We start from the raw sequence: 23,956 nt of genomic DNA, 5'->3' as shown, positions 1-23,956 counted from the left end.
TCAGCTGTTTTTAAATTCAAACCGGTTATAGTTCAGTTCCAGTGTTTCTATCAGCACTTCGCTGCGTTCTGCGTGTAACTCTCCCAGCTTCCAGCTGCGGGGCCATACCCAGGCGAGGTTCCAGTACATGAGGATGTTGTGTTCCTCATCCAGCAGCGCCACCTTTACCAGTTGCAAAGGCTTGATCTGCTGGTCTTCCAGCGCCCTGCGGCACCAGGCCGACAAGGAAGAATCATCCGGCCGGAGCAGTCCCCTTTTCAGTATCAGCGGCGAATAGGTGCGCCGTACGGGGATGTTGTGCTCAAACCTGTTCTCCCCGCCTTCCTTTACCTGTTCGGTACCGATGCTGGCTTCCAGGCCAGTGACGCTCTGAAAGCGGATATCGAGATCCGAACCGGAATCTTTGCCACCGCTGTTTTTGGGTAATCCAAAAAAGGTGACAGAGAAATGGAAGCCTACCGTTTGCCAGAAGTTATCGGGCTTTATCACTGCTTGTGCCATGTTAGTCTACGTTCATGATCTCCAGCCCTTCGTGCACCAGTTCCATTGTTTCAATGGCTACTTCGTTCGCGTCGGCTTTCAGATCAGTGGAAGTTATTTTAGAAGGCCATGCGTTCAGTACTTTCCAGGTGATCACCGGCTCATGGCTTTCATTGAGCAGTTTGATGGTTACATCGCGGCGGTATTTGCTACCGGCTTTGTTGCCTTCCTGGAAATAGTAGGTTTCGCGCCAGGCTTTGTAGAAGTCGTAGTCGCCTTCAAATATGCCGCGTTTCAGGCTGATATTGGCATACTTGGTAAGCCCTGGCTGTTTGCTTTTATTGTATTTCTTGCTGTTACCTTCCCGGTATTCGATCACTTCTGTTTCAAAGTCGAGGCCGGAAACTTCAGTGAATCCAAGGCGTACGTCTTTTCCCCATTCTACCAGGAAATGAAATTTGGGTAACGGGTATGTTCCTTTTGCGGGCATATCTTTAAATTTAAAAAGATGATAAAAATTTGAACAGTGCTTATTGGTCAGGCGCCGTTATTTACAGGCTTTGGCTTCCTGGGCCTGTTTGATAGCTTTGGTAAGACTATCCGTACATGCCTGCAGGCGGTTTGCTTCCTGGCTTACTTTATCGTATTCCGGTTTAATGGCGGCCAGCCGGGTATCCGCATTGGTAAGATGCTTTTCAGTAAGCGTATAGTAATGATCATTTTTGAGCGGGAATACGGGGCATACCAGTTTGTCGGTGCAGCATATTTCCATGCTGTCATCTTCCCCGGCTTTGATACCACCGTTGCCTGAATTACCGTTGGCGGGAGGATTAAAGATGCAGCCGATACCAGCGATGGCCGACTTGATGCCGTAGTCCTTTTCGCAGATCGTTTCATCGAGGATGGTAGCCGCTTTCAGGGCAATCACGATATTATTGAAAATATCATTGCCGATGGTGATCACGTCCTGGAGTTTTTTGCCATAGTCTACCCAGGCGTCGGTGATACCGCCTTTTTTCAGTACCTGGTCGTTGGAGCAGTCGATGGCTTTGGAAATATTATTATAGCAGGCCGCTACTTCATCCACTTTTGTATATAACTCTTTGGTCATACAGAAGAAGATTTCGATGGCGGTTACAGAGAAGCCGGTGCTTTTGCAGAGTTTCTCCAGGATGTCCAGCACTACTTTCACTTTGCTGGTGATGGCGTCTGCTTTCTCGGCACTTTTCTGTACGTTATCGAAGTAGAGCTTTACTTTATTGCGCCAGTCGAGTGCGCGGGCCAGCTCTTCTTTTTTCTTGGCGGCTTCGGCTGCTTTCTGCTGATACAGGCTGCCTTTTGCTTTCAGTTCTTTTTTCCAGTCATCCACACAGCCGCACTCCGTTTCGTTGCTGCCGGGGATGGTAGCGCAACAGGAGTCTTCACTTTCTATAAAGGGGTCATACACTTTATCGCAATTCATGGTGAATATTTTTTTGTGATCAGGAATATTTATTTTCTGCGGGATGGGAATCAGTCATCACAGTGTCCGCCATTGCCGTTGCTGTTGCAGTAATTCCCCTGTGCCTGTTCGCAGATGGATTTGATAGTAGGTAAATCGCCGCAGGGCAGTGTGCAAAGGAATTCGCGGATATCGTCGATTCCCTGTGTCTGGGTTCTGGCCGACCAGAGTGTTTCGCGGATCGTTACTTTCTGGATCTTTGCATCGCCCAGTTCGCCGTAGGTTTTCTTCTGATCTTCCTCTCCTGTTTTGATATTCTGCAGTACATCATCCCGGAAGGTTTTGATTGCATCTGCGAGATCTTTGTGCAGGGCGATCACGTTTTCCAGGCTGGTAAACGATTGTATGCCGGAAACGTCGCCAATGGCGCAGTGCAGCTTGTTGATGCTAACGGTTTCGCCGTCGCCGCAACCGCCTTCAGAGGCGTACATTTCCTGTGAACCGTCTACGATGTTATCGAAGCAGGTTTTGAAATCCTTGCTGCCGGCTTTCAGTTTACCCAGTGCCGCACGCTGTGCTTTGTTGCAGTTGTCTTCTGCTTTGTTGTTCAGCTTATGGGCTGCTTCACTCAGCAGGGCAAACTTTTGCTTGGCATCCTGGATATTTTTGGCAACAATGGCGAGAGCGGCGGCAATGGCTTTATTCACGTCGTTTGCTTTGCTCAGTTTTTCTTTTATCAGGTCTGCGTCTTTCTGGGCGGGTAATGTGGCGCACAGGTCGATGGAGCGGTAAAAGCGCCAGGTTTCTTCTGCTTTGATAAAGAAACACTGTTTGTATTTGTACACCGGCTTATTGCCTTTGTACTCGCCTTCCCGCATACGCAATACATTCAGCGAATCTGAGAAGGCGCTGCAGATCCCGCGTTTGTTGTTATCGATGTATTGCTGGGTTTTATTGGTGGAGTCACCGCAGCCATTGCTGGCCGTTGATGTCGTGGGGTTCATTGTGTTCATACGGTATTCAGTTTATTTGGTCTGAATGTAAAAGGATTAAGATTCCTGCAGCATTTTGTGGCTGAAGCGCAGGATGATGAATTCTGCAGGGCGTACCACTGCCATTCCTATCTCAACGATCATACGTCCTTCCCATACATCCAGCTCTGTCATGGTTTCACCAAGTCCAACCTTTACAAAATAGGCTTCCCTGGTGGTGGTGCCCATTAATGCGCCGGCCTTCCATTGCTGTGTGAGGTAGTTTTCTATCATAGATTTTACGCGTACCCAGGTGTTCAGGTCGTTTGGTTCAAACACAAACTGCTGGGTGGCATTTTTCACAGATTCTTCTACCATGTTAAAGAAGCGGCGAACGGAGATGTAGCGCCATTCGTTGTCGTTACCTGCCAGTGTGCGGGCGCCCCAGATGATTGCAGGACCGCGGCCGGGGAAGAACCGGATCACGTTAACGGATTTACCGTCGCGTACATCCACGTTCAGGTCGTCCTGTTCGCGTTTGGTAACAATCACTTCAGGGCTTACGGCGTAATCAATGCCGATGTTGGCGGGGGCTTTCCATACGCCGCGGCTGTTGTCTGTTTCAGCGTATTTACCTACTACCGCAGCAGATGATGGCAGCAGCATTCTTATCTGTGTAATGGCATTTAATGCCTGGTAGTAATAAGCATTGTTGATTCCTTTCAATGCCGCGAGGGTACCATTGAGAGAGCCATCACCGCCGGTTTGCACCACCTGTACCGTAGCTTCGTCGTATGCGTAGGACAGCTGGGTGTTCACGCGCGGAAAATAAACGGCGCCATATTTTTTGGTTTCTATCTCACCAAAACCAGCGTCCCTGAACAGGGTAACGTTATGATCGATGATGCTTTCAGCAGGGCCTATGGCGGGGTCCATCCATATATCAAAAACGGTGAAGCGGTCTTTCAGCAGGCTGCACTGATCCAATGCCGACTTATGCAGCGTGTAATAGGAAGCGGCATCTGTGAGGTTGATGGCATCGGGGAAGAGGATGAGCGTTACTTCATCAATCTTTTCCACGGCATTCAGTCCGTCGGTGAGCGTGGTAAGGGAAATCACGCCACCGGTGCTGTAATCGCCTGTGGAAACAATGTAGCAAGGGCCGCCGCCGTTGTTGAAAAACATCTGCAGCTGGTAAGCCATCAGGTATTTGGATGCTTTTAACGGATCTATCACTGCTTTGATCACTGCCTGTGGCTGGGAGCTGTCGATGTTCACCGTAATACTTTCTTCTTCCTGCTGCGGGCCACCGAAGATACGGTTGTAGTCGAGCATGGAAGTGATACGTGTAGGAACCATCACCAGATCGCCTGGCACTTTGTTCTGAGCAGATTCCGTATAGCCGATGAAAGCCGGAATAGCTGTTTCAACAGAGGCTATGGAGGGGGGAAATTTTACGATCTCCTCGATGTAGACGCCGGGAGTTTTATATTCTGCCATATGTTTGGGGTTTTAACTGTTTTTAATTGTTGTTTGAATAGATCATACGCTGAACTTAAGGCCCTTGCGGAAATATTTTTGAGAGCAGCACTACCACATCCGCGTACAGCCGCTGATCGGCATCACTGGTGATGGAAAGTCCCCTTGGATTGGGTAACAGTTGTTCGTAGTTAGTAATATTGTTTTCTGTAACGGGGAACAACCGGTTATTGAATGAAAACGGCCAGGGCTCCTTGGTGGTGCGAGCGCCGTTGTCGTCTGCTACGGAGAGCAGTGTGTTGGCATGGTTACTGAACACCAGCGTTTGCCCGTATTGGGGGGAATAGCGCCAATAGGAATTCCTGCTTTTAAAGCGCAATTCGTAAATCGTATGGGGAATTTTTGTACCGTTCTGTTGCAGTTTTGTTTTGAGGGTACCATCGGCGTCCAGCATGGCAAAGTCGCCACCGGTGGTATTTACGAGAAGATCCACCACCCCGATATTGCCTGCCCTGTACAGGTCATTTCTACTCACATATACCAGGTGCTGCGCAGCGAAGTTATTGCTGCCGGTTACTCTGAGGTTATACCAGCCATCAGGGAGCAGGGTTTTATCCGGCAGCGGCCCGGAGAAATCGAGTTTCACCTGTGATAAAATACTGGTGGAAGTAAAGGATTGCTGCAAAGAAGGATCACCTGTAACGCTCTCCAGCACGGCGGTTCCGGCGGTCACGGGTGCGGCGGGCGGAAAGAAATACTGGAAGGAGAATGGCAATAACAGCCGGTCGCCTTCATGTACAAATCCGCTGCCTTTAATTTTGCGCCATTGCGAAGGATCATTGGCGGGTGTACCCGGTTTGTTGAGATACTCGGATATATCGGCGCCTACCCTGGCGAGTTCTCCCTGTTCATATTGCCGGGTATTATCATTTACCGGAACCGGAACAGAGAGCGATGGAAATGTTTTAGTGTTATCGGTGTTATCGTTGGAGAAATAGTATTGCGCTGGCAGCGCACGGCGCATCCGCATGCTGGTAAAGGCCAGTGCGCCTGCACTCCGGGGCACCAACGCAAACCGGAAGGCCGTATCCGGGGGGATTGGCACAAAGGGCGTGTATGCGAGTGTGGTTCCCTGCATCACCTTCTTCACTTCTATGGCTCCTTTGAAACCTGTAGCAGTAGGCAGTAACCGGAGGTGATAGTTTTTCATCAGTACGGCGGTAGCCGGCAGGGGCTGAATGTCCCAGTCACGCAGTAACCGGTACTGGTCCTGCCGCAGCTTTTCCATCAGGAAATCTGCACGTTGCTGATCGGTGGCCTGCTCAAAAAAGGAAATTCCTTTACTGTTTTGCAGATAGTATTCGTGCAGCAACTGCACTTCAAACAATATCTTGTAAATAACAGACATAAAAACTTTAAGAAGTAGGGTGTTGTGTGTCTTCTATTTCCTCTATCAGCGGTACTACTCTGAGTACAGCATTTTCCGTGATAGCAACGAGTCTTACCTTATACATCACAAAGGGGACCTGGCGTCCGCCGAGCGATGCCCAGAGATGGTTAATCTGTTCGAATGTTAGTGTGTACAATTCCAGGGTGAGGTCCAGCGAGCCATCAGCATTCTTGAAAGTCTTCTGTGCCTGGAAAAAACTGATTACTGCCGACAACCGGTGCAGTGCTTCTTCGTAGTAGTCGTGCGTGGCGTCTCCAAAAAGCACGGCGGTGAACAGCACGTACAGGTTGAGGTACACCGGCGGGTGCTGGTACCGGGCGCGGTTATCCGGCCACGTGGTATACGCCTTGCTGTTTTTAAGGGTACTCTCCTCTTCTACATTTACAAGGGAGATAATAACATTACCATTGAAGTTATTGGCATGCGTTGTTTCCAGCAAACCAATGTTTTCAACGATCACACTATTGGCAGGGAATCCTCTGAGCGCAAAGAATGCCTGCAAATGATCACGTATCAATGTAAGCGCGTTACTTATCACGAATGACGAGGGGATTTGGGGTTCAGTAAATTTGGGGTTTCAATTACCTGTCTCTTCTATGTCTTTCAAAACGTTCTTGTTAACTAAGTTAAAGAACATTTTTTAATTGGGAAATAAATATTTTTTTAAGATGTAATTTTCACGCAACTGTATTTTGCGGCAACACACCACAGAACACAATACCAGCAAGCATCTTCAATCATCTCCCTAAATTATTCTTTTTTAAAATATCCCCCTGCGGGAAATACGCTTCCAGGTTGCCGGTAAACTACATTTACCATTCATATTAAACAAGCCACCACAAAGCATTACAGGAAAATTATTCCGGCACTTCAACTTCAGTTAAGTTATGATTCCTATCTACCATACCCTACGTATAAATACGTAATTTTCACATAACACAAATTCCGGCCTCAAAAAAAGGCAGGTGCTTATACATATTCCTGTTTCATTTACCATTATTTCTGATTACAACCGGTAATAAGTTCCCGGAAAGATACTTGCGGTAGCTTCGGATACAAAGTGTTTTATAAATCTTAATTAAAATGAATACCGATATACTTTATACACATATCTGCTCCTATGTCAAAATATCCAGGGAGGAGTATGAACACTTTCTCCAACTGTTTAAACCGGTTCATTTAAAAAGGGGTGAGCTCCATTATCGGTAAGGAACAAATACTGGTTAAAGTAAAGGCTGTTGGTATTAATCCGCCCGACTGGAAGATCATTATGGGTGAAGTTAAAGTGGTGACCGGGAAAAAGTTCCCGAAGTCTGTGGGCTGTGACTTCTCCGGAACAATTGGAGGTAATAAAAGGGATGGATGTTTACATTAGTAAAACTTATCCAATGGCAGATTATAAGGAAGCTTATAAGATGGATATTTCAGACAAGGACTTTTATGATAAAGCAAGGAATGAAATTCAAATAAATGTGCTGGCGCCGTTACATCTGGTCTCTCTCTTTGCCGGGCTCCAATCGTTGGATACCGTTATCAATGTAACTTCCGGGCTGGCATTTGTACCACTCACCAAAGTGCCCGTTTATTGCGCTACCAAAGCTTTTTTCCATTCGTTTACTATTTCACTGAGGCATTTGCTGAAAGTACGCAATATAGAGGTCATTGAACTGATCCCTCCTGCGCTCAACACTGACCTGGGTGGTAAAGGGTTGCACAGCGAGCATCCTTCTGTAGCTGATTTTATTAAGGCAATATTTCAACAACTGGAAGAAGGCAAAAATGAACTGACGTTTGGATATAGTGAAATGCTGTCGAAAGCAACACCGGTTGAGATACAGGGGATGTTCAAAAGAATGAACCCGTAAGCAGAGTTAGCATATGGGAAATAAAAACGGCCGGCAGATGAGATCACTTCCGGCCGCTTTTTTATTATTTTCAGACAACCACACTCTCCTGTCCTTTCTGTAAGGCAGTTTCGCGCAGCGTCGGCGAACTCACGCCTTCCACACGGAAGGTGGTGACATCATGCACTCCAATAAATCCAAAGATCCATTTGAGATACGGTTCTGCAAAATCCATCGCCTTCATCGGCCCTTCTGAGTATACTCCACCGGATGCGATGGCCAGGTATACCTTTTTATTTTTTAACAGTCCTTCAGGTTGCCCGTTACCATAACTGAATGTTTTGCCTGCGCGCACAACGTGATCAATCCAGGCTTTCAGCGCAGAAGGGATATGAAAATTATAGATAGGCACCCCTATCACGATGATATCTGCTGCTTCCAACTCTGCAATGGCTTCATTAGAATGCTGTATGGCCGTTTTATATGCTTCGCTTTCGTTTTCCGGAGGAGCGAAAAATGCAGTGAGGTGCGACTCTTCCAGGTGCGGATACTTTTTCTGTACAAGATCCCGTTGTGTAACCGTGCTGCCGGGATACTGCGCTTTTAATTTTTCAATGATGGTGTTGGTCAGTTGGGTGCTGTTGGAAGCACTACCCCGTGCGCTCGAAATTATTTCCAGTATCTTTTTCATGTCGTTATTTTTTGCTGATATTGATATTGCAAAACTATCCATCTTTACATTCGCTTTACCCGGAGTATGCTAAAGGTTACCACTAACCTTTGGGTTACTGGTGAAGCGGGGGCTTACCCATTTACCACGAATTAAAAAATACCTGGTTCCGGGTATATAAACATAAACAGGTGTAGGGTAATTTTGCGGTGGAACCATCTTCTTAATTATGAAACGTACACTTATTTTCAGCTTTCTGATTTCCATTGTTTTGTTTTCCTGCAGTAAAGACGATAAAGCAAAAGGCCCCAGCAATGAAGAAATCCTGACAAAGAAAATTGCGGACATCATTCCGCAGAAATATCTTGACACTTTAAAACTGATGGGACTGGATATTCACCAGGGCGTGAACCCTCCCAATGTAGAAGGCAGCTACAAGATTGCACCGCATAAACTGGATACCAGTAATATTGCGGGCGACCGTCCCGGAACATATTTCAGAGATGGGCTGGTATCTCTTTCGGAACAAAGTACAACAGATTACAGCATTAAGCTGATCGGTAAAAATTTCATCAGCTACGCCGACACCAGTATTGCCACTGCTGTTTCCGGCTCCGGTAACAACTTTACAGTATATGGCAAAGTGAAAGCCACCATTGGTACTTACTCCGCTGTATTCGCCCTTATTTTCACGGGCACCAAAGAAGGCCAGGACCTGAAAAACGTGCGGGTAGCGATTATCAATGTAGATAACAGTCTTGGTGGAACCGGTATTTTTATTCCCGAAGGCTCCGGCCGTATCGGTTATGATGAAGATGGCACTTCGCCGAAAGTGGCGGAGAAAGCGCTTCCTGAAAGTGGCGGACGCAGTACATTCCTGCATACACTAGGGCATTTCTGACAACAATAAAATAAACACAACTAAAAAATGGAAGGTGGCTGGTAAAGCCACCTTTTTTTATGCCCTTACCCTTCCCCCAAAAAAATATTTGCTAAACCAAATGGTTATATATACTTTTACTAAACCAAATGGTTTAGTATTTTAATTATAAGGAATGAAAGCGAGAAGAGACGTGTTCCAGGCGATCGCAGACCCTACAAGGCGCGCCATCATAGGCCTGCTGGCACAGCAAACGCTCACCCTCAACACGGTGGCAGACAACTTTAACATGAGCCAGCCGGCCATATCAAAGCACATGCGCATCCTCACGGAATGCGGACTGGTGATCATTGTAAAACAGGGAAGAGAAAGGCATTGCACGGCGAGCTTTGAAGCATTGGAAGAAGTAGCACAGTGGGCGGAACAATACCGCCGTTTCTGGACAGGCCGGCTCGACACGCTGGAGCAACTATTAAACGAACCAGGATCCTAGCTGTTTATTCATCATAAAAAACGATACACGATGGCAAGCAATGAAACACCCTGGGTAGAAGCCCAGATGCTGATACGCAAACCGGTATCAACGGTATTTAATGCCTTTATTGACCCTGATGTTACGAAGCACTTCTGGTTTACAAAAGGCAGCGACAAATTAGCGGTGGGGAAAACGGTGACCTGGGAATGGGAGATGTACCAGGTGTCTTCTAAAGTAAACGTAAAAGAGATCATACCTAACAAAAAGATAACGGTAACCTGGAATGAGCCGGCAACCACGATCGACTTCAACTTTCAGGCGGTAGATGATCATTCGACTTACGTTGTGATTAAGAATTATGGCTTTGATAAAACCGGCGATGAGCTGCTGCGTGAAATCAATGGCAGCACCGGCGGCTTCACCACCGTGCTCGATGGCCTGAAAGCTTACCTCGAACACAATATTAACCTGAACCTCATAGCAGACAAATTTCCAAAAGGTGTGGCAGCACACTAAAATAACTATCAACCTTTTAAACTAAAGGACATGGAAAAAACAGGACAGATCCTCTCTCCCGGCACCATTCGCTTTGAGCGCAATTTGCCCGGTCCCATTGAAAAAGTATGGGCCTATCTCACCGAATCCGAAAAACGCGGCAAATGGCTTGCCAGCGGCGAAATGGAGTTATTTGAAGGAGGCAAAGTTCATTTGCATTTCCTCCACCAGGAACTTAGTCCGCTTCCGGATAATATTCCTGAAAAATACCGCGACATGAAAGATGGTCATCATTTCACAGGCACGGTATTAAAGGTAGAATCGCCACGCCTGCTGGCGTTTACCTGGGAAGGCGGATCGGAAGTTACAATGGAATTAGCGGAGAAAGATGACCGCGTATTATTAACCCTTACACACCGCAAACTGGCCGACGACGTTAAAACCCGCAGCAGCGTAGGCGGTGGATGGCATACACACCTGGATATTTTAATCGCCAACCTCGAAGGCGTAACACCTCCCCCATTCTGGAACACACATACCAGGCTGGCCGCATTATATGCAGATATGGCGTAAATTTGATGGTAATCCATCAATACCTGTCAGCATATATGGAGGACTTTATCTCAAAAAAAACAGACCGGAAAACGGGCATACCCAACTTAGTACAATTGCTGCGCGGACAAATCAGCAGCTCAGAGCTGTCGTCCCTGCTGCTGGAAGTGTATCAACAAAAGTCGGAAGACATACAACCGGCGGCGTTGCTGCAACAATACCGGCAAAACATCTACGTGCAACCGGCCGACACCGACATGATTGATATGCTGGAAAAGGAACTGCAGCTCCTTCGCTTTTTAAGGCAACAGCAATATGAACCTGTAGAGTTGTCGCCGGTAGCGCAGTTTGGCAGTTGCGCGGCAGTGGGCACCGTTAGCCAGAAAAAGATCATCACCGCACTCCGGCACACGGAAGTGCTCGCAGATGCTACCAATTCACTTGCCCTTCATATTGCAGATCTGAAGCAGCGTGGCATAGCCACGGCTCCCGGTGAACGGCTGCGTTTTTGTACCGTTCACCGGCATATCAGGGCCATGCAGCTTCCTTCCGGCAAAGGCTATACGCCGCACTTCAAAATTGCCTGTATGGTAGCCGCAGGAAAGGATACCGGCAATTTTGATTTTGAACTAACCACCTGTGCAGAGCAGATGAAACATATTTATTACCTGCTGCATACCCTGTTCAACATAACTGATATCTACTTTAAAATACAACCCCGGTCCGGTTACAAAAACGGCCGCGCACTGACGGATGCTTTAATGAACTATCTTTCTTCCCATCTCCCGTACAAAATAATTTCAGACGATGCCCCCGCGGAAAATAATTATTATAAAGGCATACAATTTAAAGCGGTAGTACAACTGGATGGTAACGAAATAGAAATTGCAGATGGCGGCTTTGTCGACTGGACACAACAACTGCTTGGAAACAATAAAGAGCGGTGCTTCATTTCAGGCATCGGGCTAAGCCTGCTGATGAAGCTCTCCTGATTGCATTTACTCCAGCACCAGCCGGATTTCGTTATTCCTCTTCATATCGGTACTAAGGTTCAGCGTTTTTGATTCCTTTCCAAAACGTATGCGCAGCTCCGCGGTATTAGGCGGAATAGATCCAAGGTTGTCGGCGGTAAACAATAATATATTCTCTCCCGGCTGCAGCCGGATAGCAATTTGCTGTATGGCTTTCTTCACCGGGAAGCCGGTAACCACCCACTGCCCGTTTAACCGCAGCGAAATGCTGTCGCCGTCCTCCATCCGGGTATCTTTCAGTTCCAAAATAATATCAGCCGTGCGAACCGGTATAGTAGCTACCGGCACCGCTGTTCTTTTGATCACATTACTGGTAATGGTATCCACATTATTATCAGCAGAAGAACGGTAGATGTTTGCTACCAGGAAAGTTGCCCAGGCATTGGAGCGGTCGCTGAAATCAAATCCGTAGGGTCTACCGTTAATGGTAGTACGAATACGGCCGGTGTTGGGCGGAAGCCCGCCATAGTTATCTGCAAAAAGAACAAAGTAGTTCCGGCCGGTGTCCAGCCGCGCTTTGAGGTGACGGTTGTGATCATTGATCTGTTCCCTGGCGAAAATGACGTTTCCATTGTGAAGCAGCGTTATGGTATCTTCATCATACTTTTCCTGGTCTTCTATTTCGAGGGGAATTTCGCTGTCTTTTGCAACAATACTGTCGTAGATGCCGAAATAGATCTGGCTGGTTTCGGGGTGCATGATCCGTTGCAGGCTGGAATCGGGCAATGGCTTATTCCCGGCTTTAGTCAGTTTAAAATCGCCGCGGTAGAGGAAGTCGCGCAGCGCCACTTTGGATTGTTCATAAATCTCATCGCCTTCATCTAATCCCCGCATCCAGAAACTGGCTTTGTTGATCCACATGCGGCTCAGCGAAATACTGTTGTCCTTGTAATCCAAAGTGCCATTGAGATACCACATCCAGATACCGAGTTTATACGGCGTTTCCTTTAATGGATATTTATTGCGGCCTATTCCCAACTGTCCGTCGTTTTTCTTTGCCAGCAGCAGTTCATAAATACCGGTAAACTCCCCGTATTGTAAAGTGATCACCGCCGGATACAGCACGCCTTGCTGTGCCTCGCCAATATGCAGCTGCATGGTGATGGGTGTTCGCAGTCCCCAGGGATGAAGGGCCGCTTTCCAGATGCCGGTCCACTTATCGGTTTGCGCATGGGCAGCGTGGATGATGGTAGTTAACAGCGCAATGGTGATAAAGCATTTCAATTTCAATATGGTCATCATTATTTAGGATTCACAATTTAATACTATTTTGGGTGGGCAACAGCGCGTTGAATGCACAGTTGTAAAATAACCAAATTTAAACAGATAATGGAATACACAAAGGAATACGTTGCAAAAGAAGAGCATATAGATGTTCAGAATATTATGGATGGGTTATATTATCCTTTCTATATGGAGTATTGCCGCCACGACTACATCAGGGAAATACTGGGCTTTGATTTTGAGGAACAGGCCAGGAATGGTGTTTATATGGTTTTATCTGGTTACAAGATCCAGTTTTTAAGATCCCTGAAAAAAGGAGATCAGTTCACGGTTACCTGTACTTTATTTGCCGATCCGTCGGGCGGGCCGCGACTGCATTTCAAACAATCCATCCTCCTGAATGGGAAGGTGATGACGAAAGCGGTTTTTACAGGCACCTGTATTCCGGCTTCCGGAGGCCGTCCGTATTTACCGCCATCGGTGATGGAGAAGATAGCCGGCGCACCGGTGATCGACAGCTCGGAAGTGTAAACTTATCATCTGCAGCTATAACAAGCAAAGCGGCTTTCGGGACGAAGGTCACTTTGCTTTTTTAGTTTAAAGTATTAAATTGTTTGTGCTATAGCATTCTATTATTAAACAGAACAGATGAACAAACTCTTTGCGGCACTGTCGCTTTCCCTGCTGGCATTGACCAGCGCGGGCCAATCTTCCCAACACGATCTGCAATTTAATCAGCTGGCCACCCGCTGGGATGAAGCCATCCCCCTGGGCAATGGTTGGCTGGGCGCGCTTGTCTGGCAAAAAGACGATCACCTGAGAATATCGCTGGACAGGGCCGACCTCTGGGATATGCGGCCCATGAAAGGGTTTCATCGCAAAGAGTTCAGCTATCAGTGGGTGATAGACCAGGTCAATAAAAAAGACTACAAACCCGTACAGGAATACCTGGATGCACCCTACGACCGGGAAGCCGCGCCTTCCAAAATACCCGGCGGCGCACTGGAATTTGATACGCGGAACTGGGGCGCCGTGCAATCTGTTCATCTTACACTGTCTACAGCGCTATGCGAAGTAACCTGGGCTGGTGGCGTGCGCATGAAAACTTTTGTAGCCGCTGTAAAGCCGGTGGGATGGTTTCGTTTTGAAAATGTAAGCGCTGATTTCGTGCCACAGCTGCTGGCGCCGCAATACCAGGGTGCAGTGAAAAATGCAGGCGATCCTGTGGGCGGCGATGACCTGTCCCGGCTCGGCTACAAACAAGGCCGCATCCGGCAAACCGGCAACAGCATTACCTATCAGCAGGAAGGCTGGGGCGGGTTTACCTATGAAATCAATGTGCGCTGGAAAAAAATAAACGCTACTACGATAGAAGGCGTATGGAGTATTTCCTCGCAATATCCCGGCAAAGCGGTTAATGAACCGGCTTCAAAACTAACGGCCAAAGCCGCCGGCAATAATTTCAACGGGGAACTGGCAGCGCATACCGGCTGGTGGCAACACTTCTGGCAGCAATCTGCTATTCATGTGCCGGACACCTTACTCGAAAAACAATGGTACCTCGAACAATATAAGTTTGGCTCCGCCGCAAGAAAAAATGCGCCGCCCATTTCCCTGCAGGCCGTATGGACTGCCGACAACGGCCGCATTGCTCCCTGGAAAGGCGACTACCACCACGATCTCAACACCCAACTCAGTTACTGGCCTTCTTACAGCGCCAACCACCTCGACGAAGCAATGGGATATATTAATCACCTTGAAGCCAACAAAGCCAATTATAAACGCTACACAAAAATGTACTTCAATGCAGATGGTTTAGCCGTGCCAGGCGTTACCACGCTGGATGGTACTGAAATGGGCGGATGGATCCAGTACTCGCTCTCCCCCACCGTGTCGTCGTGGCTGGCCCAGCACTATTACCTGCAATGGCGTTACAGCATGGATAAGCAGTTCCTGAAAACAAAAGCGTATCCCTGGATAAAAAATACGGCCGCATTCCTGGAAAATATCACAGTCAAAGACAGCAACGGGCACCGTGCCCTGAAAATAAGCTCAAGCCCTGAAATAAATGATAATAGCCTGGACGCCTGGTTCCTGCAAAATACCAACTATGACCTGGCTCTTATGAAATTCACTTTCAGCAAAGCCGCGGAACTGGCTACGGTGCTGGGATTGAGCGACGAGGCCGCGCACTGGAACAAAATACTTTCCCAATTTGGGGACTTCGCCCTCTCTCCCGGCAAGGAACTGATGTTTGCCCCCAGCATGGCGTATAACCAGTCACACCGCCACTTCTCCCACATGATGGCCATTCACCCGCTGGGGCTGATCAAATGGGAAGATGGCGCGAACGCGCAGGCGATCATCAACAACACCATTCACCTGGCGGACAGTATCGGGCCGGATTACTGGTGCGGCTACTCCTATGCCTGGATGGGCAATCTTAAAGCACGCGCAAAAAATGGCGCAGGAGCAGCAAAAGACCTCCAGACCTTTGCCCAGGCCTTCTGTTCTGTGAACAGCTTCCACCTGAACGGCGATCAGACAAAATCGGGACTGTCGAAATTCCAGTACCGGCCGTTTACGCTGGAAGGTAATTTTGCCTTTGCCGCAGGATTACAGGAGATGCTGCTGCAAAGCTATGCAGGCTTTATAGAGATCATGCCCGCCATACCAGCCGCATGGACGAACGTATCATTTGAGCAATTGCGCGCAGAAGGGGCTTTCCTGGTAAGTGCCAGAAAAGATGGCGGCCAGGTGGACGAAGTAAAGATTGTAGCGGAAAAAGGCGGAAAAACCCGCTTAAAGTTGCCGTTTAAAACTTTCTTTGCTGCCAGCAATAAAGGATTTGTAATAAATAATCCGGGAGATGGATTCCTTTCCCTAACGGCAACTCCCGGAGCGGTGTTGGTGCTGAAGAATGGATATGAATAAGATACTTACAGGGCGATAACTAACGGTGTTAGTTGTCGCCCGTCATTGAAAAAGAATATTATTCCTGCGGCTCTTGTTAACCGGATGTGCTATTTCCCATTTCTCGGAAAAATATTTACCGCACTCTTTCAGGTACTTATAGTACAGGTAGTCGGTTTCAAAACTCAGCAGCAGTTCATAGCTGGGTCTGTATTCCACCATAAAAACCTCCAGTGCCGGTGATTCCAGCCCGGTGATCTTCTTTACCAGTGTTTTATTAAAGCGGTGATCAATGTATTTCTCCCGTTCCTCGCGTTCCAGGAAACGCCGGAAGTTCTCCATCCGTTTAATTTTCTTCATGCTGAAAAGCGCGTCCAGGTTAATGCCGGCGCCCATTCCATTGCCGCCACTGGTAAGATAATCCGGTGAATAGTCGAACACTTTGCGGTATTCGTTGCGGAACTCCGCCGAATCCTGCCCGTAACTGCGCGGCCGTGCGGCAGATACTTCCACTTCCCGTAATGAATGAATACTTACATGCAGGCTCATATCGAAAGTGCGGTTAACCGGGATCTCTTTTACAGCAAACTTCATCGTCGCTTTCCCCTGGTAGGAAAAGCTGATAGAATCATTGGCCGGCAATATAATACTGTAATGACCAGCGGAATCTGTAACCGTGCCGGCTCCCGAGTTGCTCATCACACTTACGCCCGCCATACCGAAACGGGCCGTACGATCGTATACAGTGCCACGGACCCGCACCTGCCCGGCAGACACCAGGTGAAGCGAGACCAATACTATCAATATAAATATCCTTTGTAAAAATTTACTCATTTCCATCTCAATCTAAGACAGGATAGAAACATAAGCAAGGGTGGCCTCAATTATTAACAATTTTCTATGTTTTGATTATGCCGGTGTCAAACCCCTTTGCTATTACCAATCCTATCGTATATTTGGCAGGAAAATTGACCCAAAGGACCCAAAAAAAAGTAAACCAGGCTTATGTACGAAGTAAACCCACTGACAGATGCACTGAAAAGAGGCAACCTGTCAGCAGCAAAAGAACGGATCGATCAAGGTGAAAAATTACCCAAAGACCTTTCATCCTATGACAAAAAACAAATCTATGATACCCTGATCAGGGCAAAAGCTTTTGAGCTGATCGACGCACTGGTAAAAGACCGTATCATAGAAACGGATATTTACGAGTACGAAAAATTTGATGAGACGATCTTCCCGAGCCTGTTCAGGCACCTGGGCACTGAGCCGGCAGACCTGGATTTTCTTACTTCCTTCACCGGGAAACTGGATAATATCAACGATGCGCTCCAGGATAAAACCTTATTGAGCATTGCCTTCGACAACTCCGCTCCCATTGAACACATTAAAATACTGGTAGCAGCAGGCTGTGATATTCATTACAAAGATAATTACGATCAAAACTACCTGTATAAAATTGTACGGGAGTATACAATCAAAGAAGATAAAGGCGTGGTTTACCTCGAGTACCTGATTGGAGAAGGATTGGATCCCAATGCAGGAAATATCGTGAAAGAAACGCCGCTGCACCTGGCTATTAGTAAATGGCAGGAAAAGTATATCGACCTACTACTGCAAAACGGGGCTGACCTGAACCAGCCGGGAAAAGACGATGAAACGGCTTTCTATGCAGCCATTGTACACCAGGTATGCAGTGTGGAAAAATATGAAAAGCTGGCCGCATATGCCCCCGTGGATTTCGATATTGTCAACAAAAACGGGGAAACCGTTTTTAGTGGCGCCATGCGTATGCGCCGGCAGGGTTCTCCATCTGAAGTGCAGCTGTTAAAAGCGCTGATCCGTGATGGCGCAGATATTTACCAGACTTCTCCTTATTACGCCAAAGACAAAGCCGCACTGGACTGGGTGGCGGAACGCCCCGCAGATATTTTAGAGGCCATACTGGAAACAGGTGTAGTAGAACTGGACCGGCGGGATGATGAAGGCAACACGCTCCTTCATAAAGTGTGCGCCTATAACGTAAACTATGAGCAGGAAGCAGCCAGGCAACTTTACCGCAAAGTAAAACTGCTGATAGAACACGGAGCAGATGTAAATGCTACCAATGATCTTGATCAGCGACCTATTGACCTGGCCAGCCAGGACAACCTGAAATCAAAAACAGTAGAGTTACTTTTAAAAAATAAAGCGTAGTACTATGTCCATGTCTTTTATAATTGCCTGTGAAAGTGGCAAACGTAAAATAGCCGAAATTTTACTTGCCAATAACGAAGTAGATGTTGCCTATACCGATGAAAAAGGAAGGACCGCGCTGCATTACGCTGCACATCACGGATACCTGGATATTGCAAAACTATTGCTGGATGCCGGGGCAGATCTCGACTACGAAGACCATAACGGGGAAACGCCTTTTTACTTCTCCTGTCTGCAAAAACAAAAACAAACCGCGCTGTTCCTGCTGGAAAAAGGCGCGCGTACAGATATCAACGATCTCCAGGGAAACAGCCTGTTACATCTGACTGCTAAAACCGGTCAGAAGGAACTGATAGAAAAATTGCTCGAAAAAGGCGTTACAGTGGACCTGGAAAACAACGAGGCCGAAACGCCTTTACTCATTGCTTCCGCCTGGCGCAATAAAGAAGTGGTGCAAACCCTCATTGATCATGGTGCGGATGTGAACACCACCAATAAAGCCGGCGATAGCCCCCTTATAGTGGCAGTGCGCTCCAAAAACCTGGCAATGGCCGATTGCCTGATTCAAAATAATGCCAACGTAAATCATACCAATCATGCGGGGGAATCGGCGCTGCTGATTGCCTGTTATGATACCAACCGGGCACTCACCAACCTGCTGGTACAGCACGGCGCGGATGTGCTGATCACGTCGAAAAATGGTTTGTCCCCGATATGGTACGCCTGCGCCAATAATCAGAAAGAGATCGTCACCCTGTTCCTCGATAAGGGCATTGATGTTAATTTCAGTCAGCCGCTTTCCGCAGACACCGCCAGTATGAACACTTACCTGGATTGGGTGGAAAGCGCTTCCAGTCTTTCTATGGACAGTGCCTTTACGCTCAATCACACCTACAGCTACGGTGGCGAAAGCCTGTTACATGTAGCCGCTAAGAACGGCCATCTCAGCATGGTGAAGCTGTTGCTGGAACGCGGCGCCCATGTAAATATCCAGGATGAATCGGGAAATACAGCGCTGCATTACGCCGCCTCCAATGGTAAAAAGGATATCGTAAAATACCTGCTGGAACAACAGGCAGATGTATCGGTGGTCAATACCAAAGAGCAAAAGGCCATTGACTATGCATCCATCAAGGGATACAACGAAATTGCCGCGCTGCTGCTCAGCTATAATTCGCCCCAGGCAAAAGAAGTGAAAAACGAAGTACCTGTAGCGGAAGCGCCTGCAGGAAAAAGCATGGCAGATAAAAAACAAGCTTTGCTCGATCTCAAAGAACTGCTGGATGCCGGCATTCTTTCGGCCGCAGAATTTGATGAGGAGAAAGCGAAGATATTAAAAGGATAATTCCATTCCGGCGCTCCCTCACCAAGGAGCGCCGATTTGTTTCCGCACTATCGCCCAATTCAAGCGGGCTCATAAAAAATAACTATCTTTAGCCCGTAACCATATGAGGTTGTTGGGTATAATATTCTTTCTCCTATACAGGACAATGGGGGATTGCGCATATAGATAATAACCTCTATATATCCGGAATGCTATGCGCAATGCTATCGTAAAAAAAACAGCTATCAAGACATTGAAAATTATTTCAATATCAATTGCTGCCATCTTTCTTTTATTGTTTTTGCTGCCCGTTCTTTTCCCAACGGCCATTTCCAATAAGATAAAAACCTGGACCAATAACAGTATTACCGGGGATCTGAACTTCTCCCGGGCACGGCTGTCGTTTTTCAATCACTTCCCCTCGCTGACGCTCACGCTCTACGATTTCAGCCTGAAGGGCGCCGCTCCTTTTAAACAGGACACACTGATAGCTGCGAACGAAGTGGCCCTTGGTGTAAACCTGGCCAGCATCTTTTCCAGCGCCATCAACATCGATGAAATTTACCTGACCCGTGGCGATATTCACGTATTGACGGATGCGGAAGGGCATCCCAACTATAATGTGTACAAATCGGCGCCGGCCAGCGCTGCCAGCCAGGCAGACAGCGGCAGTGCGTCCCTTAAAATAGAACGCATACAACTGGAAAACTGCAACATCATTTATGATGACCGGTCGCTGCCCATGTACATCCAGGCCAAAGATGTGAACTATACCGGTAAAGGCGATCTGAGCAAAGCGCAGTTCGACCTGCACTCACGGGTACGTATCGGGGCCTTTGATCTTACCTATGCCGGCACTTCCTATATCCTGTCGAAGAAATTAAACGGGGAACTGATCACCAAGATCAACACCAATTCCCTGGACCTGATTTTTGAAAAGAATGACCTGAAACTGAATGAGCTGCCGGTACGGTTGAACGGCTCTTTCGGATTCCTGAAGAACGGCTACCGGATGGACTTCCGTCTGAGTTCAATGGAATCCAGCCTGCATGCTATTTTCAGTGCATTACCCGCGGAATATGTTACCTGGATGGATAAAACAGACATACAGGGAACAGCTGATGTGAATGCCAGCCTGATCGGGCAATACATCGCCGAAACCAACACCATGCCCGGTGTAACCTTTAACATGAAAGTACGGGAAGGCGTCATTACAAACGACAAAGCCCCTGCACCGATAAAGAACCTCTTCCTCAATTTCCAGTCGAGGTTGCCACAGCTCAACCTGGACAGCCTTTATATCAATGTGGATTCTATCTTCTTTAACATTGATAAAGATTATTTCAGCTCTGTGATCCGTATACAAGGGCTTGCCACTCCTGACATTCACATAAAGCTGAATACTGACATTGACCTGGAAAAATGGAACAAAGCCACAGGCGGCCAGTCCTTTGATATGAAAGGCAGGCTGCAGGCACACCTGCAGGCCGACGGCAAATATGCCAAAGGCGTTGTATACCGCGGCCTCCGGAAGCAGGCAGATACCGTGATTACCAGCATCCCGGCATTCAGCCTAAAGTCCAACCTGCGGAATGGCTACTTCAAATTTACGTCCATGCCGCAGGCGCTTAATAATATCAGCTTTAATGTAGACGCCGGCTGCCCGGATAACGACTACGCACATACGTACCTCAACATTGCCGATATCAACGCAGAGATGCTGAGCAACTATATCAAAGGCTTCTTCCGGCTTCACAATGCACAGGAACCGGTAGTGGATGCACAGCTTGCATCCGTATTACACCTCGGCGATATCAAGCAATTCTATAAAATGGACAGTCTCGACGTAACCGGCGATCTGAATGTCAACATCGTTACCAAAGGCAGCTACGTGCCCGCCAAACGACTGTTCCCGGTTACTACCGCCAAACTGGCCATGAATAACGGTACCGTACAAACGAAGTATTATCCCCACCCGGTTGAGAAAATAAATGTGGATGCCACCATTACCAATACCACCGGCACCATGCGTTCCCTGGAGGTAGATCTTAAACCAGTGGCCTTTGAGTTTGAAGGACAACCCTTCATGCTGAAAGCGGATCTCAATAACTTCGATGATCTCCGGTATAACATTACGTCCAATGGGATCATCGACCTTGGTAAAATATACAAGGTGTTTGCACTGCAGGGCTACGACGTGCAGGGCTTTATAAAAACTGACCTCTCGCTTCGTGGCACACAAAGCGACGCCATCGCCGGCAGATACGGCAAATTGAATAATAAAGGCTCGCTGGTAGTGAAGAATATTATACTAACAGCTGAATTGTTCCCGCTGCCATTCCATATTAAAAACGGCGTTTTCCGTTTCCACCAGGATAAAATGTGGTTCGATCAGTTCAATGCCAGCTATGGCAAATCGGCTATTACGCTGAACGGATTCCTCAGCAACGTAATAGGCTATGCAATATCGAAAAATCAAACGCTGCACGGCACGTTCGACCTGAAAAGCAATTACATCCTGGTGGATGAACTGATAGTGAACGGCGACACCAAAACCAGCGCTAATCCCACCACTACTTCCACCGGCGTTATCATGGTGCCCGGCAACCTATCGCTGGCGCTGAATGCAGCCGTGAATAAAATAAACTTCCAGGGCATTGCCATCGACAGCTTCCGCGGACAACTTAATGTAGACAGTAACAAAGTACGCCTCAGTAAAACCGGCTTCTCTGTTATTGGTGCGCCCGTTGAAATGGAAGCCACCTATGTAAGTATTCAGCCTAAGAAAGCTACGTTCGATTATCACATCAGCGCAAAAGAGTTTGATATAAAACGGGCCTATAACGAAATAAAGATCTTTCATGACATCGCCTCCTCTGCTTCCAGCGCCAGCGGCATGGTGGGACTCGACTACCAGCTTAGCGGTAAGCTTGATGAAAACATGCACCCGGTATACCCTTCCCTGAAAGGAGAAGGCGTGCTGTCTGTAAAGAAAATAAAGATGAAAGGCTTTAAATTATTCAATGCCGTGAGCAGCTCTACCGGCAAGGATGAGGTGAAAGATCCTGATCTCTCTAAAGTAGATATTAAGTCGTCTATCAAAAATAATATCATCACCATTGCCAGGACAAAAATGCGGGTTGCCGGCTTCCGCCCGCGTTTCGAGGGACAGGTTAGTCTTGATGGAAAACTGAACCTGAAAGGCCGCCTGGGGCTGCCGCCATTTGGCATTTTTGGCATACCCTTCAACGTTACCGGTACACAGGGTAATCCAAAAGTACAGCTGCGCAGGGGTTCCGAAAAAGATAACCTGGACGAAACGGCGGATCCTGACGAGGTACAAAATTGATTTTCCGGTACCTGTTTATTTCTCTTTAAAGATTTTTGCCAATTCTTCCTGGAGATGCTCTTCCCGGAGATTTTGTGCGATGATTTTTCCGTTGGGATCAATGAGGAAATTAGCAGGGATACCGCGGATCCCATACTGCTGCGCCACTTCGTTATCCCAGCCTTTGAGGTCCGATACCTGTGGCCAGGTTAGCTGATCGTTGTCAATGGCTTTCAGCCAGGCGTCCTTCTGGCCGGGCATATCGAGCGATACGCCCAATACGGTGAAACCTTTCTCTTTATATTTATTGTAGGCTTTCAGCACATTGGGGTTTTCTTTCCGGCAGGGACCACACCAGCTGGCCCAGAAATCGAGCAGTACATAGCTGCCCCTGAATGAAGAAAGCTTTACTGCTTTGCCATCGGGAGATTGTTGTGTAAAGTCGGGCGCCACCTTGCCCATTTCTGTATTTGCCCTTGAGGCAATTAAGACCGGGATCCTTTTTCCGAGCGGTGAATTTTTCAGATGAGCGGGCAGGCGTTCATACGCCTTCCCTGCTGCCGCTGCCATTCCCGGATGGGCGGCGGCCTGGACGAGACTCACCACGCTGAGATAAGATGTTGGATACTTTTGGGCAAACTCCAGGTAAACCTCATACGACTCTTTAAGCAGCTGGCTTTCGCGTGCCATGAAAGCATCGTATACTTTTTTATCCTTCTGCTGTGCTTCCGGCATCGCTGTAAATTCCTTCTGCAAAGCGGAAAACTGCTCATCATTTTTTTTCAACATCGACCGGAGCACGGCCTGCTGATCGTTGACAGGCGAGTTTTTGATCACGATGTTTTTCAGTGAATCCTTTGCTTCCACGTTAAAGACCGCGGGCTCCAGGTATAAGCGCACGTAGTCTATTTGCTCACCTCTTCCCATTTGTTCCACATAGGGATTTTTGCGGAGGAATAACCCGGAATAAACAGGGTATTCCAGTTTTCCCCTGAAAACAAACCGGCCATCTGTTACCATGGCGGAATCTGTTATCCGCTGGTCCTCTATCTGGTAAACAAGATAAATTTTATCGCCATTATGCAAACTATCTACCTTTCCTTTCAGTTCAAAGTGGTCCTGGGCCAGGAGTGACAGCGGAAATAAAAAAGTAAGCAATAATAATGTACGCATAGGATTCATTTTAACGTTTATGGGTAACCG

Annotated in this window: 23 protein-coding genes; 12 read left to right on the top strand and 11 right to left on the bottom strand. The window is 47.6% G+C overall.

All coding sequences use genetic code 11. The annotated features are described in order from the left end of the window. From QFZ48_RS25680 to QFZ48_RS25650, 7 genes are read right to left on the bottom strand one after another with little or no spacing between them, the layout of a single operon-like run. A complete protein-coding gene (locus QFZ48_RS25680) occupies nt 1–501 on the bottom strand; it encodes a phage tail protein (RefSeq protein ID WP_370910744.1) in 501 nt (166 codons plus the stop codon). 1 nt (nt 502) lies between these two features. After that, nucleotides 503–970, bottom strand: coding sequence for a phage tail protein (locus tag QFZ48_RS25675; protein WP_370910743.1), 468 nt, complete (start codon nt 968–970; stop codon nt 503–505). 57 nt (nt 971–1,027) lie between these two features. Continuing rightward, nucleotides 1,028–1,942, bottom strand: coding sequence for a hypothetical protein (locus QFZ48_RS25670; RefSeq protein ID WP_429048343.1), 915 nt, complete (start codon nt 1,940–1,942; stop codon nt 1,028–1,030). 50 nt (nt 1,943–1,992) lie between these two features. After that, a complete protein-coding gene (locus QFZ48_RS25665; RefSeq protein ID WP_429048345.1) occupies nt 1,993–2,934 on the bottom strand; it encodes a hypothetical protein in 942 nt (313 codons plus the stop codon). 36 nt (nt 2,935–2,970) lie between these two features. Beyond that, nucleotides 2,971–4,392: a phage tail sheath family protein gene (locus QFZ48_RS25660; protein ID WP_370910740.1), complete on the bottom strand. Its 1,422-nt coding sequence runs from the start codon at nt 4,390–4,392 to the stop codon at nt 2,971–2,973. Nucleotides 4,393–4,447: 55 nt separating this feature from the next. After that, nucleotides 4,448–5,779 carry a hypothetical protein gene (locus tag QFZ48_RS25655; RefSeq protein ID WP_429064413.1) on the bottom strand — a complete coding sequence of 444 codons (1,332 nt, stop codon included), beginning with the start codon at nt 5,777–5,779 and terminating at the stop codon, nt 4,448–4,450. A 7-nt stretch (nt 5,780–5,786) separates the two neighbouring features. After that, nucleotides 5,787–6,359, bottom strand: a complete 573-nt coding sequence (locus QFZ48_RS25650; protein WP_079472176.1) for a DUF4255 domain-containing protein — start codon at nt 6,357–6,359, stop codon at nt 5,787–5,789. Nucleotides 6,360–7,010: 651 nt separating this feature from the next. On the opposite strand from QFZ48_RS25650, the gene QFZ48_RS25645 reads away from it, so the two are divergent. After that, entirely contained in the window at nt 7,011–7,196 is a 186-nt protein-coding gene (locus tag QFZ48_RS25645; RefSeq protein ID WP_429048348.1) for an alcohol dehydrogenase catalytic domain-containing protein, read from the top strand. 13 nt (nt 7,197–7,209) lie between these two features. Beyond that, the gene (locus QFZ48_RS25640; protein ID WP_429064410.1) at nt 7,210–7,686 is read left to right on the top strand and encodes an SDR family NAD(P)-dependent oxidoreductase; all 477 of its coding nucleotides are present in this window, start codon (nt 7,210–7,212) and stop codon (nt 7,684–7,686) included. Between the two features lie 70 nt (nt 7,687–7,756). On the opposite strand, the gene QFZ48_RS25635 is transcribed toward QFZ48_RS25640, so the two are convergent. Beyond that, entirely contained in the window at nt 7,757–8,356 is a 600-nt protein-coding gene (locus tag QFZ48_RS25635) for an FMN-dependent NADH-azoreductase (protein ID WP_429048352.1), read from the bottom strand. A gap of 208 nt (nt 8,357–8,564) precedes the next feature. Here QFZ48_RS25635 and QFZ48_RS25630 point away from each other — a divergent pair, with 208 nt between their 5' ends. The 5 genes from QFZ48_RS25630 to QFZ48_RS25610 all read left to right on the top strand — a co-directional run bounded on the left by QFZ48_RS25630 (nt 8,565) and on the right by QFZ48_RS25610 (nt 11,729). Continuing rightward, nucleotides 8,565–9,236, top strand: a complete 672-nt coding sequence (locus tag QFZ48_RS25630) for a hypothetical protein (RefSeq protein ID WP_429048353.1) — start codon at nt 8,565–8,567, stop codon at nt 9,234–9,236. A gap of 154 nt (nt 9,237–9,390) precedes the next feature. Beyond that, nucleotides 9,391–9,708, top strand: a complete 318-nt coding sequence (locus QFZ48_RS25625) for an ArsR/SmtB family transcription factor (protein WP_429064407.1) — start codon at nt 9,391–9,393, stop codon at nt 9,706–9,708. 30 nt (nt 9,709–9,738) lie between these two features. After that, nucleotides 9,739–10,206 (top strand): SRPBCC family protein, encoded by a 468-nt coding sequence (locus QFZ48_RS25620; protein WP_429048357.1) that lies wholly within the window; start codon nt 9,739–9,741, stop codon nt 10,204–10,206. A gap of 30 nt (nt 10,207–10,236) precedes the next feature. After that, nucleotides 10,237–10,758, top strand: a complete 522-nt coding sequence (locus QFZ48_RS25615; RefSeq protein ID WP_429048359.1) for an SRPBCC family protein — start codon at nt 10,237–10,239, stop codon at nt 10,756–10,758. Between the two features lie 35 nt (nt 10,759–10,793). Continuing rightward, nucleotides 10,794–11,729: a hypothetical protein gene (locus tag QFZ48_RS25610; protein WP_429064405.1), complete on the top strand. Its 936-nt coding sequence runs from the start codon at nt 10,794–10,796 to the stop codon at nt 11,727–11,729. A 6-nt stretch (nt 11,730–11,735) separates the two neighbouring features. Here the strand turns inward: QFZ48_RS25610 and QFZ48_RS25605 are convergent, their stop codons facing one another. Beyond that, the gene (locus tag QFZ48_RS25605; RefSeq protein ID WP_429048362.1) at nt 11,736–13,010 is read right to left on the bottom strand and encodes a hypothetical protein; all 1,275 of its coding nucleotides are present in this window, start codon (nt 13,008–13,010) and stop codon (nt 11,736–11,738) included. Nucleotides 13,011–13,097: 87 nt separating this feature from the next. Between QFZ48_RS25605 and QFZ48_RS25600 the strand changes: the two genes are divergently transcribed. Further along, entirely contained in the window at nt 13,098–13,523 is a 426-nt protein-coding gene (locus QFZ48_RS25600) for an acyl-CoA thioesterase (RefSeq protein ID WP_370910724.1), read from the top strand. A gap of 117 nt (nt 13,524–13,640) precedes the next feature. Continuing rightward, nucleotides 13,641–15,926, top strand: coding sequence for a glycosyl hydrolase family 95 catalytic domain-containing protein (locus QFZ48_RS25595; RefSeq protein ID WP_429064402.1), 2,286 nt, complete (start codon nt 13,641–13,643; stop codon nt 15,924–15,926). Between the two features lie 42 nt (nt 15,927–15,968). Here QFZ48_RS25595 and QFZ48_RS25590 read toward each other — a convergent pair whose 3' ends face one another. Next, on the bottom strand, nt 15,969–16,739 hold the full coding sequence (locus QFZ48_RS25590) for a carboxypeptidase-like regulatory domain-containing protein (RefSeq protein ID WP_370910722.1): 771 nt from the start codon (nt 16,737–16,739) through the stop codon (nt 15,969–15,971). 171 nt (nt 16,740–16,910) lie between these two features. On the opposite strand from QFZ48_RS25590, the gene QFZ48_RS25585 reads away from it, so the two are divergent. From QFZ48_RS25585 to QFZ48_RS25575, 3 genes are all read left to right on the top strand, one after another. Further along, a complete protein-coding gene (locus QFZ48_RS25585; protein WP_429064399.1) occupies nt 16,911–18,101 on the top strand; it encodes a hypothetical protein in 1,191 nt (396 codons plus the stop codon). A gap of 10 nt (nt 18,102–18,111) precedes the next feature. Next, on the top strand, nt 18,112–19,446 hold the full coding sequence (locus tag QFZ48_RS25580; RefSeq protein WP_429048367.1) for an ankyrin repeat domain-containing protein: 1,335 nt from the start codon (nt 18,112–18,114) through the stop codon (nt 19,444–19,446). A gap of 193 nt (nt 19,447–19,639) precedes the next feature. Beyond that, nucleotides 19,640–22,774: an AsmA family protein gene (locus tag QFZ48_RS25575; RefSeq protein ID WP_429064396.1), complete on the top strand. Its 3,135-nt coding sequence runs from the start codon at nt 19,640–19,642 to the stop codon at nt 22,772–22,774. Between the two features lie 15 nt (nt 22,775–22,789). On the opposite strand, the gene QFZ48_RS25570 is transcribed toward QFZ48_RS25575, so the two are convergent. Further along, complete coding sequence (locus QFZ48_RS25570) at nt 22,790–23,926, bottom strand: redoxin domain-containing protein (RefSeq protein WP_429064393.1); 1,137 nt, start codon at nt 23,924–23,926, stop codon at nt 22,790–22,792. Between the last annotated feature and the right edge of the window lie 30 nt (nt 23,927–23,956).

This window comes from Chitinophaga sp. W2I13, from assembly GCF_050434005.1.
Taxonomy (GTDB): Bacteria; Bacteroidota; Bacteroidia; order Chitinophagales; family Chitinophagaceae; genus Chitinophaga.
This window is presented reverse-complemented; position numbering and strand designations above follow the sequence as displayed.

What these genes read in the sequence shown, in the direction of transcription:
- QFZ48_RS25610 (WP_429064405.1), top strand. Translation starts at nt 10,794, where the DNA reads ATGGAGGACTTTATCTCAAAAAAAACAGACCGGAAAACGGGCATACCC.
- QFZ48_RS25635 (WP_429048352.1), bottom strand. Translation starts at nt 8,356, where the DNA reads ATGAAAAAGATACTGGAAATAATTTCGAGCGCACGGGGTAGTGCTTCC.
- QFZ48_RS25640 (WP_429064410.1), top strand. Translation starts at nt 7,210, where the DNA reads ATGGCAGATTATAAGGAAGCTTATAAGATGGATATTTCAGACAAGGAC.
- QFZ48_RS25600 (WP_370910724.1), top strand. Translation starts at nt 13,098, where the DNA reads ATGGAATACACAAAGGAATACGTTGCAAAAGAAGAGCATATAGATGTT.
- QFZ48_RS25630 (WP_429048353.1), top strand. Translation starts at nt 8,565, where the DNA reads ATGAAACGTACACTTATTTTCAGCTTTCTGATTTCCATTGTTTTGTTT.
- QFZ48_RS25675 (WP_370910743.1), bottom strand. Translation starts at nt 970, where the DNA reads ATGCCCGCAAAAGGAACATACCCGTTACCCAAATTTCATTTCCTGGTA.
- QFZ48_RS25570 (WP_429064393.1), bottom strand. Translation starts at nt 23,926, where the DNA reads ATGCGTACATTATTATTGCTTACTTTTTTATTTCCGCTGTCACTCCTG.
- QFZ48_RS25575 (WP_429064396.1), top strand. Translation starts at nt 19,640, where the DNA reads ATGCGCAATGCTATCGTAAAAAAAACAGCTATCAAGACATTGAAAATT.
- QFZ48_RS25615 (WP_429048359.1), top strand. Translation starts at nt 10,237, where the DNA reads ATGGAAAAAACAGGACAGATCCTCTCTCCCGGCACCATTCGCTTTGAG.
- QFZ48_RS25655 (WP_429064413.1), bottom strand. Translation starts at nt 5,779, where the DNA reads ATGTCTGTTATTTACAAGATATTGTTTGAAGTGCAGTTGCTGCACGAA.
- QFZ48_RS25595 (WP_429064402.1), top strand. Translation starts at nt 13,641, where the DNA reads ATGAACAAACTCTTTGCGGCACTGTCGCTTTCCCTGCTGGCATTGACC.
- QFZ48_RS25605 (WP_429048362.1), bottom strand. Translation starts at nt 13,010, where the DNA reads ATGATGACCATATTGAAATTGAAATGCTTTATCACCATTGCGCTGTTA.
- QFZ48_RS25585 (WP_429064399.1), top strand. Translation starts at nt 16,911, where the DNA reads ATGTACGAAGTAAACCCACTGACAGATGCACTGAAAAGAGGCAACCTG.
- QFZ48_RS25680 (WP_370910744.1), bottom strand. Translation starts at nt 501, where the DNA reads ATGGCACAAGCAGTGATAAAGCCCGATAACTTCTGGCAAACGGTAGGC.
- QFZ48_RS25665 (WP_429048345.1), bottom strand. Translation starts at nt 2,934, where the DNA reads ATGAACACAATGAACCCCACGACATCAACGGCCAGCAATGGCTGCGGT.
- QFZ48_RS25670 (WP_429048343.1), bottom strand. Translation starts at nt 1,942, where the DNA reads ATGAATTGCGATAAAGTGTATGACCCCTTTATAGAAAGTGAAGACTCC.
- QFZ48_RS25625 (WP_429064407.1), top strand. Translation starts at nt 9,391, where the DNA reads ATGAAAGCGAGAAGAGACGTGTTCCAGGCGATCGCAGACCCTACAAGG.
- QFZ48_RS25660 (WP_370910740.1), bottom strand. Translation starts at nt 4,392, where the DNA reads ATGGCAGAATATAAAACTCCCGGCGTCTACATCGAGGAGATCGTAAAA.
- QFZ48_RS25580 (WP_429048367.1), top strand. Translation starts at nt 18,112, where the DNA reads ATGTCTTTTATAATTGCCTGTGAAAGTGGCAAACGTAAAATAGCCGAA.
- QFZ48_RS25620 (WP_429048357.1), top strand. Translation starts at nt 9,739, where the DNA reads ATGGCAAGCAATGAAACACCCTGGGTAGAAGCCCAGATGCTGATACGC.
- QFZ48_RS25590 (WP_370910722.1), bottom strand. Translation starts at nt 16,739, where the DNA reads ATGAGTAAATTTTTACAAAGGATATTTATATTGATAGTATTGGTCTCG.